The sequence below is a fragment of the Mycobacterium sp. NPDC006124 genome (assembly GCF_040614235.1).
Lineage (GTDB): Bacteria > Actinomycetota > Actinomycetes > Mycobacteriales > Mycobacteriaceae > Mycobacterium.
The window spans coordinates 549,728-565,949 of sequence record NZ_JBEXUA010000003.1 but is presented as its reverse complement, the minus strand read 5'-3'; the positions used below and the strand labels follow the sequence as shown (position 1 = coordinate 565,949).

Sequence of the window (16,222 nt, the reverse complement as noted above, 5' to 3'; positions counted from 1 at the left end):
CGATCGAATACGAGGCCATCTACTACGCTAGGAAACCAGCCCAGTCAGAGGCTGCACACCAGTAACCAGGAGTGCATCGAACCCGGGGCGGTTCACGGCTACTGCAAGCGGGCGTGTCATTCCATCTGTGTAAGTCCGGGGTGGTCCATCATCGGACCGCCGTTCGGGCGGATAGAAGGAGTGTTTTGTGACCAAGGCCATAGCTTCGGCGAGTGCGGAGAAGTCGGCCGCGCGCCGATTGGCGGAGACGTTCTCAGCCGAGACGTTGGATTCGCTGATCACCGACGCGGTCAAATCCGGTACCCCGATCGATGGGGCGGACGGTTTGCTCAATGAACGGACCAAGGCGGTGCTGGAACGCTCGCTGGCCGCCGAGCTGACCCATCATCTGGGGTATGAGACTGGCGACCCGGCCGGTCACGGGTCGGGCAATTCCCGCAACGGCTCGACGACCAAGACGGTGAACACCGTCAACGGACCCGTCACCATCGACGCGCCGCGTGACCGCAACGGGTCCTTCGAACCGGTCGGAAGATGACCCGACGACTGTCGAACATCAATTCCGTTGTGCTGTGGTTGTATTCGCGTGGAATGACGACCCGAGACATCGAGGCGCACCTGGAGGAGGTGTACGGGGCGAAGGTGTCGCGGGAGTTGATCTCCAACATCACCGAAGTCGTCGTCGATGAGATCAAGGCGTGGCAATCCGGCCCGCTCGACGAGGTGTACCCGATCCTCTACATCGACGGCCTACGCCTGCGGATCAAGGATAACGGGGTGGTGACCACCAAGGTGGCCTATTTGGCCATCGGCGTGGACGTCGATGGCCGCAAACACGCGTTGGGCTGCTGGATCCAGGACACCGAGGGAGCGAAGTTCTGGCAGAAGGTCGTCATCGACCTGCGAAACCGCGGTGTGCATGACACCTTGATTGCCTGCTGCGATGGCTTGACCGGCCTGCCGGATGCGATCCGTTCGGTCTTTCCCGAGACGGTGGTGCAGACCTGTGTGGTGCACGTGATCCGCAACGCGATGCGGTTCGTGTCCTACGGCGACCGCAAGAAGGTCGCCGCGGCGATGCGCGAAATCTATACCGCGCCGACCGTTGAGGGTGCCGAGCTCGCGCTCACCGAATTCGACCGCAAGTTCGGTGAGCAGTACCCCGGAGCGATCGACACCTGGCGCCTGGTCTGGAGTGAGTTCATCCCGTTCCTGGACTACCCGGTCGAGCTGCGCAAGATCGTGTACACCACCAACGCCATCGAATCGATGAATTTTCAGCTGCGCAAGATCACCAAGAACCGCGGTCACTTCCCCGACAAGGACGCCGCGATGCAGTTGCTCTACCTCGGCTTGCGGAACATCTCCAGCCAGAGAGGAGGCGAATCGGGCACCGGCACACAGGGCTGGAAGGTCGCGCTGAATACCACGTCGAGGCTCTTCCCTGGCCGCCTTCCCTTGTGCTAGAGAAAAACTCCTAGTAGCCCCTTCTCGGACTTACACAAAATTCGTGACAGGCTACTGCAAGCCCGTGTCGACAACCGGGCCAGAGTGTCTGTGCGGCAATGCTTCTACTCCTTCCCGGCCCGCTACGCCGGGCGACGCCTACCGGTGCGGTTGGCCGCCCGGACCGTCGAGGTCTACGACGGACCCCGACTGGTCGCCTCCCACGAACGAGCTGTCGGACGCTACGTCGAGGTGCTGTGCCTGGATCGCTACCTGGAGGTCCTCAGGGCCAAACCCGGGGCGCTGCCCGGGGCGACCGCACTGGCACAGGCCAAGGCCCGCGGGGTGTTCACCGCATCTCATCAAAGGTATTGGGATGCAGCCCGATCCGCGCGAGGCGACGCCAAGGGAACCCGTGCCCTGATCGCCATCCTGCTGGCGCACCGCAGCATGCCCGCCGGCTCGCTGATCGCAGCGATGGATCGGGCGGTCACCTCGGGATGGTTGGATCCCGAGACGGTGCTCATCGACGCCCGCCGCCACACCAGCACACTCGTACCCGTGGCCACGATCGACGGACTGGCCCGCTACGACCGGCCACCACCGTCGCTGGCCGATTACGACGACCTGCTCACCGGAAGCGACTCATGACCGCCACAGCCAGCAAGACGACGACCGTCGATGCCGCTGCGCAAGCCTCCATCGGCGCCGCGGCCCGCGAGTTGCACCTGCCCACCGTCCGCGCCGAAGCGGTCCGCCTGGCCGAGATCGCCGACCGAGAACGCCACACCCACCTGCGCTACCTCGCCGAAGTCCTGGCCGCCGAAGTCGACGACCGCACCGAACGGCGCCGCACCCGGCGCATCAACGATGCCAAGTTCCCGAGACTGAAACGGCTGGCGGAGTTCAACATCGACGCAGTACCCAGCATCGCACCCGCCACCCTCGGACAGTTGGCCGCCGGGCACTACATGGACGCCGGCGAACCAGTCGTCCTCCTTGGTGACTCCGGGACCGGCAAGTCCCACCTCCTCATCGGGCTGGGATTGGCGGCCTGCGAACTAGGCCGCCGGGTCCGCCACGTCACCACCGCCCAACTGTTCAACGAGCTCGTCGAAGCCGCCGACGAACGGGTCCTCTGACGTGTCGTGGCCCGCTACGGGCGCCCGGACCTGCTCTGCCTCGACGAGCTCGGATACGTCCAAATCGACCCTCGCGGAGCCGAATTGCTCTTCCAGATCATCATCGAACGCGAAGAACGCGCCTCCGTCGCGATCGCCACCAACCTGCCCTTCAGCGAATGGGGCACCGTATTCCCCGACCCACGCCTGGTCGCCGCCATCGTCGACCGCGTCACCTTCAACGCCCACATCATCGAGACCGGCACCAAGTCCTACCGACTACGCACCAGCAAAACGACCACCCGAGCCAAGCGCGCCACCTAGACCAGATGGGGCCAAAATTCATGACGACGGTGGGGCCAAATCACTTGACGAAACGCACCCTGGTCGCGGTGATCACCGGATGCCAGGCAGCGTGGAACTTCTTTGGCGGGGTGTTCAGGGTCCTGATCCCGGACAATCTGAAGCCGGTGATAACCGCTGCCGATGCGGTCAACCCCCCGCTTCACCCAGGGGTGGCTGGATTACGCCGGCCACGTCGGGTTCCTCACCGACCCGGCCCGGGTGCGGTCCCTTAAGGACAAGCCGCGGGTGCAACGGGCGGTGCAGTACGTGCGCCGAAACTTCTGGGACGGTGAAACATTCGCCAGCCTGGATCAGGCGCAGCAGGCCACGACCGCGTGGTGTGAGCGTACTGCCGGCACCCGGATCCACGGCAGCACCTGCGCACGCCCCTTGGAGGTGTTCACCGCCGAAGAACAACCCGCAGCGCAGCCGAATTCCACACCACTACAGCATCATTGACCGTCGTCACCGACGCACCCACAGCCCAGGAGAACTGAACATGAACACCCATCGTGGCGCCGCCGAACCGGTCGGTGCCGACCTGACCCGACTGCTCAAAGCACTCAAGCTCGGCGCCCTGGCCGACACCCTGCCCGAACGGGCCGTGCTCGCCCGCCAGCACAAGCTCAGCCACATCGGATTCCTCGAAACGCTCCTCGCCGACGAGGTATCCAGGCGTGAATCCCGCTCGGCGGCATTGCGGTCAGCCAAGGCCGGGCTCGACCCGACGATGCATTTCGACACCTGGACCGCCCAAGACGACCTTCGCTATGACCGCACCCTGCTCGGGGACCTGACCTCGCTACGATTCCTCGACGCTGGACAGTCTGCGATCATCCTCGGGCCCGTCGGAGTAGGCAAGACGCACCTCGCAAAAGCATTGGGGCACATGGCAATTCGTCGCCGCCATGGCGTTCTGTTCGCGCGATCGGACAAACTGTTCACCCGGCTGCGAGCCGCCCGTCTCGACAACACCGTCGATGCCGAGATCCGCCGCCTGACCGCCATCGACGTCCTCATCATCGACGACTTCGCGCTGCGACCCCTCGGCGCCACCGAAAGCAGCGACTTCTACGAAATCATCGTCGAACGCCACCGCGCCAAGACCACCATCGTGACCTCCAACCGGGAACCCGCCGAATGGCTGACCATGACCGCCAACACCCTGCTCACCCAATCAGCGATCGACCGACTCACCGCCACCGCCCACACCCTCGTCATCGAAGGACCGTCCTACCGGCAACGCACCCGACCCGCGTCAACTTGACCCGGACCAACCCCGACGAGCATCCTCAATAACGCGCCACGGTGGTCCCACCCCCCTGGCAACCAGGTGGCCCCATCACCCTGGCAAGCGACACCGGCGCACTCCTACCGTGCAGGTAGATCGCCTGATAGATCGCCTCGGTGAACACCCGCATCTCCAGATCGCCGGGGAAGTCCTTGACCAGCCTTCGGCTGATCTGTTCGGGTGACCAGCGGCGGTGAAGCCCGTGACCGACGTACTGCCGTAGCCGGCCGGCCCGATCCAGTTTGCGCTCCTTGGGCCGCTCGCGCCGCACCGCGGCCATCCGATGCGCGGAATACGGCAGGAACCCCAATGCTTCGGTGGCATTGCGCCGTAGCTCGCGGCTGATCGTCGACGGCGACCGACCCAACCGATCCCCGATCTCACGGATCGAGATGCCACGGGTCGTCAAGTCGTGGATCTGTTCACAGTCAATAAGACTCAAGTATCGCGGGCTAATCGAGCATTGCAGCCTCTCCAATGTGCCGTCAGTACCGTTGTCACCGTGATTGTTTCGCGGAGTCTTCACATTGGCCAGTATCTCCGCCGGGCGATACTTCACGACCCGTCCATCGGGATAGACACGCCCACCATAAAACTGGCGAATGCCCTTGTCCCAGTCCTGGGCCGTGCGTTTATCGACACCGACCTCCACGGCGGCGTCGCGTCTGCTCGCCCCTTCGCCGCGAAGCCGCAAGAACTCCGTACGCTGATCGCTGACGTCGCGGCCGGTGAAGATCCCCGCCTGATGAGCCCACTTGTAGCAGGTCACCCGCACGAAGCCGAGTTCTCGGGCCACCGCCGAGACGTTGCCCCCGATGCTGAGCAGCCGGAAGAACTCGGCCTTCTCCTTCTCGCTGTAGACCCGAGGGGTCTGGCGTTGGCTGGCCACCCCAGCCTCGCGTCGCCACCGGTAACCGGTGTCCGGGCTGACCCCGACACCCGCCGCCGCTGCCCGAATCGTGCCTCCACGGTCCAGCAACCGAAAGAATGACTCCCGCTGACCCGCCGAATACCGTTCTACACCTGGATGATTCGCCAATTCATCAGACAACGCCATGACCTCTTCCTCATCGAGACGTTGCAACGACCCCGAGAAACCAAGGATCCCGGCCAGCTGCTGGCGCCGCACCGAGGCCGCCACCGTCTTGCGAGACGCCGCGAAGCCCTCTTCGCGCAGATCGGCCTGGATCCGCGGTGCCCCATACATCTGATCGGAGGCATCGTGGAATAGCCTGACCTTGGTATCGATGAGGTCGCGGCAGGCTTGCGTCGGCGACGAGCCAGCCGGGCCGCCGGCACGCCAGTTGTAGAACCCCGAACGCGACACCTCCAGCAGTCCGGGCATGCGCAATACCGTGAAGTTGACCTTCTCCGCCTCGACGACCCGGTACATGGCTACCGGTTCTGTTCGGAGGCGAAGAAGGCCGCTGCTCTTTTCACAAACGCCCTATCCACACGTAATTCCGCGTTCTCCTTGCGCAGCCGTTGCAGCTCTGCGCGTTCGTCGTCGTCGAGCACCTCGGGATTATCGGTCGCCGAGCGGGCTTTGGCCGGCGCGACCCACCGGCCAAGCAGTTGTTCTCCGACACCGATCTCCGCGGCGACGCGCGCGATCGGCCGACCGGTATCGACGACCAGGCGCACCGCCTGCTCGCGGTACTCCGGGGTACTCGCGGTACTCCGGGGTATAGGTCGTGCGCTTGCGTTTCCCCGACACGGGAACATCCTCCCCGCAGGATCAGCAGTCCCGCGATCAAATGTCCACCATCAGGGGTCAACCCCACAAGTGGACCCGGTATCGGGGGCTCGCCAGTTGCTCTTTGATTCTTCTGTCGTTTGGACCATTCTATGATGTGACCATATTGCTAGTCAGATTCAGATGGCAAGGTAGGAATCGTGCGTACGAAGCGGGTCTACAGCGGGATGTCTGCCGATGAACGTCACCGATCCCGGCGGGCACGGCTAGTCGATGCGGGTGTCGAGTTGGTCGGCACCCGCGGCGTCGCGGCCACCACCGTCACTGCCGTGTGCGCGAAGTCTGGCGTCACGTCGCGCTACTTCTATCAGCACTTCGCCGAGCGTGGCGATCTCCTGCGGGCGGTGTACGAGCAGGTTTACACGATATTTCACGATGTCATAGTCCGCGCCATTCCCAATGCCGGAGGCGAGCCCGCAGAACTGGCATACGGCCCGATTCGTGCCCTGGTCAGCATGATCGACGACGACGTTCGGCTGGGCCGAATACTGTTCGTCGAATCTGCGGCCGAACCACTACTCCGAGAGTTGCGAAGTGAAATGATGGCCGGATTCGCTGACCTTGTGTTGCGCGAGGCCCGACTGCATCTCGACATCGCCAATTCTGCAGTGGGCGTCGCTCACTTGGCTTCCACCCTGGGTGTCGGAGGTCTGTTCGAAATTCTGCGTCAACGGCTCGAGGGCGAGCTGAAGTTCGTCCCCACTGACGAGCTAGTCGAACACTGCGCCGGGTTTCTCGGCAGTCTCGGCAGCTATGTGCTGCAGCAAAACGCCGGCGCTCCGCCTGCGCGAGTGGTCGGGATGAGCGAGACCTAGTGTGCAGTTGGTCGAGGGATCACTGCCTGAGCGCTACTGAGTCCTCCATCGGCATAGCCCTTGCGAAGACGTTGTGGGGTTGACCCCTGATGGTGGACATTTGATCGCGGGGCTGCTGATCCTGCGGGGAGGATGTTCCCGTGTCGGGGAAACGCAAGCGCACGACCTATACCCCGGAGTACCGCGAGTACCCCGGAGTACCGCGAGCAGGCGGTGCGCCTGGTCGTCGATACCGGTCGGCCGATCGCGCGCGTCGCCGCGGAGATCGGTGTCGGAGAACAACTGCTTGGCCGGTGGGTCGCGCCGGCCAAAGCCCGCTCGGCGACCGATAATCCCGAGGTGCTCGACGACGACGAACGCGCAGAGCTGCAACGGCTGCGCAAGGAGAACGCGCGCGGACGTCGTCGGAGGTGCCGACGACGGGCGGCGGCGTCGATCGCTTGTTTTCGGCCTTCGCTAAACGGATTAGCGCGGACGCGAAGTACCCGTAACGACTTGGGCTCACCAGTCAGCAACTGCGTGTGCTTTTCGGGATGCGACGGATCCCAGCGATGCTCCTCGGTGTTGGGAATCCAGAGGCCGTTGGCCTGGCGCTCGAGACCGACGATCAGGTCTACGGTTGGATCCTCACCGCTACTGAACGGTTGATTCATCTCGACGAATATCGCTCGCTTCGTCACCGACAGTTGCACTCGCGGATACTCATCAGCGATCTGAGGCGTTACGTGTTCCAGCACCCGCGCAACGATTCCAGCGGGTCCATCGTGAGAGGTCGAGTCTGGACCAAGCGTGAAGTGACTCCTGCGGTCTAGGACAATCCCGCAATCGGCGTCCAGTCCCTTATCACGGTGATGGATCGGGCAATTGGCAGTGGCGTGCGCGAGCGACCCCGAGTTGTACGTGCGCAGCACGCCGCGAAAGGAACGGGCGGCGGTCTTCACAGCCTCACGGCGATCACGGGCCTCTTTGAGCACAAGGTCTTCGGGTGCCAGTTGCTTGCGGACGTCATCGAGGATCTGCGCCGTGTAACCCATGAGCACCCTCCGCCTGTGCGTCAAGACGTCGTGCAGTACTCCGAACGGCACGTTCGATCGAGTTACACGCTTGTCATCAATTTACAAGCAGTCACCGACAAGTTCTCGAACCCACAGACTCGCGTCCAACTTTGCGAATCACGCGGCCTCTGCGAGGACCTCACTGACGCCCAAAAGTTCGTTAGCCTTTGCGAATGTTCCCAAAAGTGTTCCCATACGGCATGAAAACGGCTCCCGGAGAAATCTCCGGGAGCCGTTTTGCATAGTAGCGGGGACAGGATTCGAACCTGCGACCTCTGGGTTATGAGCCCAGCGAGCTACCGAGCTGCTCCACCCCGCGACGGGTGAACACAAGGTTACCGAGCAGCCCCCATACCTCCAAATCGTATGGTCAGCGCATTACCGACGCCGGATCGTGGCGTCGGGCCAGGGCGGTCAACCAGGCCAACGCGTCCTCGTCGTAGCAGCGTCCGGGACGGCCCGGATCGTCCGACGCCGCGAAGTTCGGCATCTGCCCTCCCGTTGACCACGGTGCCACCGCGGCCACCAGGTCCGCGGCGTGCGATGCGACCGCGGCGCCGTCCGGCGAGGCGAGCACCCCGATGACCGAGAGCGCATACGCGGCATTGCGCTGGCAGAAGGCACTGCGGTGGCGGGGCTCGCGCGCCAACGCACCACCGAGGAGCCTCAGTTCGACCAGCGTCTGCGGCGACCGGGAACCCGGCCCACACGCGGCGAGGATCGCCTCGACCGTCTCGGCGGTCAGCTCGCGCAGCAGGGCGTGGCCTTCGTGGACGGGCATCGGATCCACCGGGTCGGCGTGCACCGCGCCGATCGCCGCATAGGGCAGCACCCCGACGGCGTCGATCAGCACCGGGGCGGCCTCGCGCATCGGCAGTAGCAGCCGCTGCGCCTCCGCGACGTCACCCACGGCGGTGTAGCGCACTGCGACGGTCATCCGGCCGGCTAGCGGCTCGGGTACACCTGGCAGCGGCGGCAGCTGCTGGATGCACACCGACGTGTTGACCGTCTCGGGAAGGTCGGCCGTCCACCGCCGCCACTCCCCCAGCACCTCCGTGGCGTGCTCGCCGTCGAAGAACAGTGCGCCACCGAAGAATTCGCCGATGGGCAGCAGATCGATCTCGACGGCGGTGACGACGCCCAACATCGACTTGCCGCCCCGCACGCCCCAGAACAGGTCGGCGTGCTCCTCGGGCGTGACCCGCAGGATCTCACCTGCGCCGGTCACCAATTCCACCGCACGCACGTAGTCGGCGGACAGTCCGACGGTGCGCACCAGCGGACCGACGCCTCCGCCGGTCAGGAAGCCGACCACACCCACCCCGGGCGCCGATCCGCACAGCGGCGCCAGACCATGCGGTGTGGCCGCGTCCAGGACGGTCTGCCACCGAACCCCGGCACCCACGCGGGCGGTCCGCGCGATCGGATCCACGACGCACCCCGACAGTCCCGCGGTGAGCACCAGCACCGTGTCGGCACCAATCGGGACGGCACCGTGGCCGGTCGCCTGCACCGCCACCCTCAGGCCCCGGTCACCGGCGAACCGCATCACCTCGGCGACGTGGCTCGCCGTGGCCGCCAGGACCACCGCCCCGGGACGCACCGGCACGGCCACGTTCCAGGGCGTCGCGCGATCGTAGACGCGCTCTCCGGGCAGCGCGACGGGCGCGCCGACGTAGCTGCGCAACTGCTCCATGCCGTCGTTCTCGGTCATGGTGAGGGAATTCATCGGGATCCTTTCGGCGGTCGTGACGTTCGCCGGAAGGATCACCCGTAGCGCTTGGACGATTCTTGGACGGCCGACTCCAAGAACCGGCCAACCGCGCTCAGGCCAGCGCTAGTGCGGCGGCTTCGACGCCGCGCATTCCGAGGCTGCGGGCGTCGGCGGCTACCGCGGCCGCCAGCTCGTGCCGCTCCTGCTCGGAGTCACTCAACTCCGCCGCCAGCAGCGCGCATCTCACCAGCGTCGGTGTCGCACCCGTCCGTTCGGCGACGGCGCGCGCCCGCGCCAGCTCGGTGTGGGCCCGTTCGCGATCACCGGCGAGCAGGTGCAGCCGAGCCATGGCCAGGGCCACCGGCCCCACCACCCCGATCTGGCCGATCACCGCGATCCGGTCATCGAAGGGACCCAGCTCCTCCAGTAGCACTCCGGCGTAGCGCACCAGCCCGCCGTCGGCGGCGAGGTGGGCGAGGAGCACCAGGTGGCCCAGCGTGGTCCACACGTGCGGCCGCGCCCGATCTGCGAGCCACGCCGAGAGCAACGCCTCCGCCGCTGCGGGGACCTCCGGCCCGTCGGCGATGCTCAGCACCACGGTTCTCACCAGATCGGCCATGTTCTGCCCGCCGGTCTCCGGACTGGCCGCCATCGCCAGCCACCGCGGGTCGATTTCGCCGCCCGTCTCCCGCAGCAGCGACACCGTGGCCATCAAACCACTTCCGGCGCCGTATAATTCGGTCTGCTCGTGGACGTGGGCCGCGATGCCGTGGTGCCGCTCGGCTTCGGCGAAGTCGCCGCGCCAGACGGCCAGCACCGCCTCCATCCATCGCAACTGGGCCCGCATGACCGGCAAGACGAGCGACTCGCTGCCCTCGATGCCGACCGCCAGTCGGCGCGCCGCGGCGGCGACGTCGCCGAGATTCATCTCCGCCATCGTGCACACCGAATTGGAGATGACGCGATCCTCCCGGGATCGACTGTGCCGCAGAGCATTCAGCTCCTCAGTCCAGCCGAGGATCCGTTCGCTGGCCGTCGCCACCCCGGAGTAGGTGATCAAGCGGCCCGTCAGCACGTCGGCCAGGATGTCGGGGTCACCGGTCGAGCGGGCCAACCGCTCGGCCCGGTCCAAGTGCGCCGCCGGTACCCCGGGATCGGGGTCGTAGCAGTGCCCCACCGCCAGCGCGGCCAGGACGCGCGCGCCGGCACCGGCGTCTCGGTCGGCGACCTCCACCGCATCCTCCAGCACGGTGAGCAACTCGCCCGGATCCTCCCCGGGCGCGAGCCATGGCCACGCGCCGCTGGCGCGCAGCAGCGCGCTGGCCACCAGACCCGCCGTCGTCGTGCGCTCCGCCCGAAGCGCTTCCGACAGATACCGCTGCACCGTGGTCAGCACCAATCGTCCTCTGCCGGCACGGGAGTGGGCCTCGAGCATCGCCACCACCAGTGCGTCGCGCTCGCCCTCGTCACGCGCCGTGACGGGCAGCCGGTCGAAGGCGTCCAGTGCGGCCTGCCACCACGTCGCGGCGATGTCGGAGCTCCACCGCTCGGTCGCCTCCTCGGCCGCCCGGCGGCACGCCTCGACGACGACGTCGGGCTCCACCAAGGGCTGAGCCGCGACGAGGTGCAGCGCGCGCCGGGTCAGCGCGTCGGCGCCCACCCCGTCGGCCAACACCTCGGCGATCCTGGCGTGCTGACGTCGCCGCCGAAGGTCGGGCATGCTCGCGACCAGTCGGTCGCGCAGCAACCCGTGGGCGAAGGCGTAGCCGTCGCCACTGTGGGACGGCACCACGATGCGTTCGTCGGCCGCCTCGTCGAGGTGATCGGCCAGGGCGTCGACGTCGAGCCGCGTGGCCTTCGCCAGTACCGTGACGTCGACGTCGTCCCCCACTACCGCCGCGGTGCGCAGCGTGTCCAGCACGGCCGGGTCCAAGCCGGCGAAGCGCCTGTCCAGCACCGACTTCACCGCGACGGGAATCTCGTTGCCAAGGCGCTCCTCTCGCGGGAGGCGGGCGTACTCGCAGACGAAGAACGGGTTGCCGCCGGTCCGCTCGGCGAGCGTGGCCGCCTCGGCGTCGCCGACGGCCTCGGCGGCGACCTGGTTGGCCAGCGCCGCCACGTCCTGCGACGCCAGCGCGGGCACCTCGACGTGGCGGTTCTGCGCGCCGCGGGCGACGGTGCCCAGCAGCCGCCGCAATTCCGGCGAGTGGTCACCGTCACGGACGGTGAGCACGACGGCGACGGGGTGGGCGCGCAGTGAACTCGCCACATAGGCAAGACAACTCGTCGACGCCGAATCCGCCCATTGCACGTCGTCGACGACGACGGCCCGCACGTCGGACGCCGACTCCAGCACGCTCTGAATGCGTTCGTAGACATGGAATCTAGCCGTGTCCGGGTCCGCATGCTCCGGCACGCGGAGCACCTCGTCGGCGTCGGCTCCGAGCGAGCGCACCAACTGGCGCATGGGCCACCACGGAGGTGTGGCCGACTCGTCGGGACAGGTGATCCACACGACGCGACCACCACCCTCGGCGACGTGCGCCGTCACCTCTTCGGCCAGCCGCGTCTTGCCGATTCCAGGCGGTCCGGACAGCACCAGCCACCGGGTGGCACCGCGCGAGACGTCGGCGAGAAGCTCGGTGGCCGTTGCCAATTCGCGTTCCCGCCCCACCAGCACTCCGTGCGTCGACGGCTCGGCGGGCTCAGCCATCACCGTACCGGTGACCGCGGGCGTGACCACCTCGACGGCGCCGGTCCACCCGGGCTGGCGCGGCCAGGCCGCAAGTTCCGGCGCCTGCCGCAAGACTGCGGTCTGCAGGTCGCGCAGCTCCGGGCCGGGCTGCAGCCCTAGCTCGACGTCGAGGCGGCGGGCATGACGGGCGAAGGCCTCCAACGCATCCGAGGTACGGCCGGCTCGGTATAGCGACACGACGTGCAACCAGCACGCGCGGTCCGACAGCGGGTCGACCGCACTCAGCTCGGCGGCCGCCGACACCGCAAGGGGCACCCGACCCAAGGCCAGCAGCGCGGTGATGCGGTAGTCGAGGCAATCCCGCCGCATCTCCTCGGCCGAGGAGGCCTCCGCCGCGACCCACGGTAGGTCCCGCAGGTCCTCCAGGAACGGCCCGCGCCACACCGACGTCGCGCTATCGGCGTGCTCGAGAGCGGCGGCCCAGTCGTGCGACTCGACCGCCGCCGCCGCGCGGCCGACCGCCGAGGTGAAGACCGTCAGGTCCACGGCATCCGGGGCGACGGAGAGGTAGTAACCGGGTGCCTGCCGGACGATCGGCGAGGCCCCCGCCATCCGGGCCGCGTCCGTCGCGCCCGCGCCGCCGCGAAGCGCGCGACGCAGGTTGGACACGTACGCCTGCAGACTGGCCGTCGCGCTGGCCGGTACGTCGTCACCCCACAGGGCATCGGTCAGACGGTCGACCGAGACGACGCGACCCCGGGCCAGCAACAGCATGGCCAGCACGGCGCGCTGCTTGAGCGGGCCGACGTCGACCCGGACCCCGGAGTCCGCGCGGACGACCTCCAGTGGTCCGAGCAAGTGATACCGCACCGGAGGAGACCTAGAGGGCTACTTCGCCTCGCGGTACTTGGCCATGGCGTCGTCCAGGTTCTGGAGAGCCTGGCCGTACTGGGCGAAGTTGCCGCTCTGCTGAGCCGACTGCATGGCGTCCAGAGCGGTCTGAACCCCTTGCAGCGCCGCGGACTTCGCCGCCGACAGCTGAGTCGGTCCACCGGGGACGGCCACCGGAACCGGCACCTCGGGAGCCTGACCCTGCTGGTTCGCCGGTGGCTGCGCCGGCGGCTGACCCGGTTGCGGGTTGGCCGCGGCCGGCGCCTGGCCATTGGGCAGCAGCGTCGGGGCGGGACCCGTCGCCGTCGCCCCGGCACCCGCACCGAACAACTCGTCGAGTGCGTCGCTGACCGTGGGGCCGTAACCGACCTTGTCGTTGTACATCATCGCCACGCGGATCAAGCGCGGGTACGACGACGCCGCGTCACTGGCCCCCGGCGAGGCGTAGACCGGTGCGACGTAGAGCAGACCGCCCTGGGCCACGGGCAACGTCAGCAGGTTGCCCCAGCGGATGCGGTTCTGGTTGTCGCGCCCGATGACGCCGAGGTCCTGGCTGACCGCGGTGTCGGTGCTGATCGCGTTGAACGCCAGCTTCGGCCCGTTGACCTGACCGGGAATGGTCAACACCGTGATCTTGCCGTACGTCGACGGATCCGAACTCGCGCTGATGTAGGCCGCCAGGAAGTCACGGCGGAACCTGTTCATCGCGCTCGTCAACTGGAACGACGCCGAACTGTCGTTGGACGCGATGTCCTTGGCCACGATGTAGTACGGCGGCTGAAAACTGCTGGCCGTCGGGTTCGGGTCGAGCGGCACGTCCCAGAAGTCCGACGTGGAGAAGAACGTCACGGGATCGTTGACGTGGTACTTCGCCAGCAGTGCCCGCTGGACCTTGAACAGGTCCTCGGGGTAGCGCAGGTGCTGCTGCAACTCCGGCGAGATGTCCGACTTCGGCTTGACCGTGCCGGGGAACACCGACTCCCATGCCTTGAGCACCGGATCGGACTCGTCCTGGGCATACAGCGTGACGGTGCCGTCGTACGCGTCGACGGTGGCCTTGACCGAGTTGCGGATGTAGGACACCTGCTTGTCGAGGGCCAGCCGGTTGAGTGCGACCTCGTTGGAGTCGGCGGTCGCCGAGGACAGCGACGTCAACTCCGAGTACGGGTAGTTGTCGAGGGTGGTGTAGCCGTCGACGATCCACACCATCCGCTTGTTGACGATGGCGGGATACACGCTGGTGTCGGTGGTCAGCCACGGGGCGACGGCCTCGACGCGCTGCGCCGGATCCCGGTTGAAGAGGATCTTGCTGTTCTCGCCGATCACGTTGGAGAACAAGAAGTTCCGCTCGGCGTACTTCGCGGCGAACACGCTGCGCGCAAACCAGTTGCCCACCGGCACACCGCCGCTGCCGGCGTAGGTGTAGTTCTTCGTGTCGGTGTTGGTCTCGTAGTCGTACTCGCGGTCGGTGCCGTTTCGGCCGACGATCGCATAGTCCTCGGCCGTGTCGGCGATGACGGGACCGTAGTAGATGCGCGGCTGATCCAGCGGGGCCGGTCCCGGCGAGACGACGCTGCCGTTGGCACCGACGACGCTGGCCAGGAACTCGGGGTAGCCACCATTCTGGTTGGGATCGTTGGCAACGCCGCGGACGGTGTTGGCCGGCGAGGCGATGAAGCCGTTGCCGTGGGTGTAGACGGTGTGCCGGTTGATCCAGTCGCGCTGGTTCTCGATCAACCGGTCGGGGTTCAGTTCGCGGGCCGCGACGACGTAGTCCCGCAGGTTGCCATTGGAGTCGTACCGGTCGATGGAGAGCTGATCCGGGAAGGAGTAGAAGTTCTTGCCCTGCTGGAACTGTGTGAACGCCGGGCTGACGATGGTCGGGTCGAGGAGGCGGATGTTCGACGTCGTCGCCCGGTCCGACGCCACCTGTTGGGCGGTAGTCGCCGCGTCACCGCTGTAGTCGCGGTAGGTGACGTTCTGGTCGGTGAGCCCGTAGGCCTGCCGGGTCGCGGTGATGCTGCGACTGATGTATTCGCTTTCCTTTTGCGCGGCATTGGGTTTGACGCTGAACTGCTCGACGATCAGCGGCCAGCCCGCCCCGACGATCAGCGAGCTCAGCAGCAACAGCACCACGCCGATGGCCGGAATGCGCAGATCGCGCAAGACGACGGCGGAGAACACCGCGATCGCACAGATCACGGCGATCGCGAGCAGGATCAGCTTGGCGGGCAGCACCGCGTTGATGTCGGTGTAGCCGGCACCGGTGAACGGCTTGCCGCCACGGGTGTGGCTCAGCAGCTCGTAGCGGTCCAGCCAGTAGGCGAAGGCCTTCAGCAGCACCAGCGTGCCCACCAGGGTGACGAGTTGGATGCGGGCGGAGCGGCTCAGCGCACCGGTGCGCCCGGCCAGGCGGATACCGCCGAACAGGTAGTGCCCCAGCAGATTCGCCACCAGGGCGAGGAACGTCGCGACGAACAGGAAGTTCAGCACCAGCCGGTAGAACGGCAGGTCGAAGGCATAGAACCCGAGGTCCATGCCGAACTGCGGGTCGGTGACGCCGAAGTCGCCGCCGTGCAGGAACAACTGCACCTGAACCCAGTAGGTCTGTCCGACCAGTCCGGCGAGCAGGCCGATGAACAACGGCAAACCGATGCCGAAGAGGCGCAGCCGCGCCATGACCGAGGTGCGGTAGCGGGCGACGGGGTCGTTGGGCCCCACGGTGGGCACGAAGACCGGACGGTTGCGGTAGGCCAGCGCCATTCCGGCGAACACCACGCCGCCGATGAGCAGCGCCGTCACCAGGAAGACGATCAGCCGGGTCACCAGGGTGGTGGTGAACACCGACCGGTATCCGAGCTCGCCGAACCAGAGCCAGTCGACGTAGGTGTCGATGAAGCGCGGGCCGATCAGCAGCAGTAACACCACCGCAAGGGCGAACCCGATCAGAATCCGGCTACGTCGAGTCAGCTTCGGCATTCGCGCCGCAGGCCGCATCCCCACTCGTCAACTCCAGTCGGTCATCACGCCGCGGTTCGGCGTGCCATAACTCTACGCATTCGCACCGGGGACGTTCCCGGGTCGCTGCGCTCA

Annotated in this window: 8 protein-coding genes, 1 tRNA gene and 4 pseudogenes; 7 read left to right on the top strand and 6 right to left on the bottom strand. The window is 66.6% G+C overall.

What is annotated here, in order from left to right:
• The first annotated feature begins 238 nt into the window (after positions 1–238).
• The 5 genes and pseudogenes from ABZ195_RS09630 to ABZ195_RS09610 all read left to right on the top strand — a co-directional run bounded on the left by ABZ195_RS09630 (position 239) and on the right by ABZ195_RS09610 (position 4,179).
• Positions 239–1,467 (top strand): annotated as a pseudogene (locus ABZ195_RS09630) (IS256 family transposase).
• Between the two features lie 84 nt (positions 1,468–1,551).
• Positions 1,552–2,097 (top strand): hypothetical protein, encoded by a 546-nt coding sequence (locus ABZ195_RS09625; RefSeq protein ID WP_355216993.1) that lies wholly within the window; start codon positions 1,552–1,554, stop codon positions 2,095–2,097.
• A pseudogene (istB, locus tag ABZ195_RS09620) lies at positions 2,094–2,891 on the top strand (IS21-like element helper ATPase IstB). The gene ABZ195_RS09625 and the pseudogene istB overlap by 4 nt, the downstream one beginning before the upstream one ends.
• 53 nt (positions 2,892–2,944) lie before the next feature.
• Positions 2,945–3,332, top strand: a pseudogene (locus ABZ195_RS09615) (IS21 family transposase); the annotation flags it as partial.
• Between the two features lie 79 nt (positions 3,333–3,411).
• On the top strand, positions 3,412–4,179 hold the full coding sequence (locus ABZ195_RS09610; protein ID WP_355216991.1) for an ATP-binding protein: 768 nt from the start codon (positions 3,412–3,414) through the stop codon (positions 4,177–4,179).
• 25 nt (positions 4,180–4,204) lie between these two features.
• On the opposite strand, the gene ABZ195_RS09605 is transcribed toward ABZ195_RS09610, so the two are convergent.
• Positions 4,205–5,596, bottom strand: a complete 1,392-nt coding sequence (locus ABZ195_RS09605; protein ID WP_355216989.1) for a helix-turn-helix domain-containing protein — start codon at positions 5,594–5,596, stop codon at positions 4,205–4,207.
• A 2-nt stretch (positions 5,597–5,598) separates the two neighbouring features.
• Positions 5,599–5,928 (bottom strand): transposase, encoded by a 330-nt coding sequence (locus tag ABZ195_RS09600; protein WP_355216987.1) that lies wholly within the window; start codon positions 5,926–5,928, stop codon positions 5,599–5,601.
• 171 nt (positions 5,929–6,099) lie between these two features.
• Between ABZ195_RS09600 and ABZ195_RS09595 the strand changes: the two genes are divergently transcribed.
• On the top strand, positions 6,100–6,774 hold the full coding sequence (locus ABZ195_RS09595) for a TetR/AcrR family transcriptional regulator (RefSeq protein WP_355216985.1): 675 nt from the start codon (positions 6,100–6,102) through the stop codon (positions 6,772–6,774).
• Positions 6,775–6,906: 132 nt separating this feature from the next.
• A pseudogene (locus ABZ195_RS09590) lies at positions 6,907–7,167 on the top strand (transposase); the annotation flags it as partial.
• A 907-nt stretch (positions 7,168–8,074) separates the two neighbouring features.
• Here ABZ195_RS09590 and ABZ195_RS09585 read toward each other — a convergent pair.
• From ABZ195_RS09585 to ABZ195_RS09570, 4 genes are all read right to left on the bottom strand, one after another.
• Positions 8,075–8,148: transfer RNA gene (locus ABZ195_RS09585), tRNA-Met, on the bottom strand.
• A 51-nt stretch (positions 8,149–8,199) separates the two neighbouring features.
• The gene (locus tag ABZ195_RS09580; RefSeq protein ID WP_355216983.1) at positions 8,200–9,558 is read right to left on the bottom strand and encodes an FAD-binding oxidoreductase; all 1,359 of its coding nucleotides are present in this window, start codon (positions 9,556–9,558) and stop codon (positions 8,200–8,202) included.
• 97 nt (positions 9,559–9,655) lie between these two features.
• Positions 9,656–13,108, bottom strand: coding sequence for a BTAD domain-containing putative transcriptional regulator (locus ABZ195_RS09575; RefSeq protein WP_355216981.1), 3,453 nt, complete (start codon positions 13,106–13,108; stop codon positions 9,656–9,658).
• Positions 13,109–13,126: 18 nt separating this feature from the next.
• On the bottom strand, positions 13,127–16,132 hold the full coding sequence (locus ABZ195_RS09570; RefSeq protein WP_355216979.1) for a UPF0182 family protein: 3,006 nt from the start codon (positions 16,130–16,132) through the stop codon (positions 13,127–13,129).
• Positions 16,133–16,222: the final 90 nt, after the last annotated feature.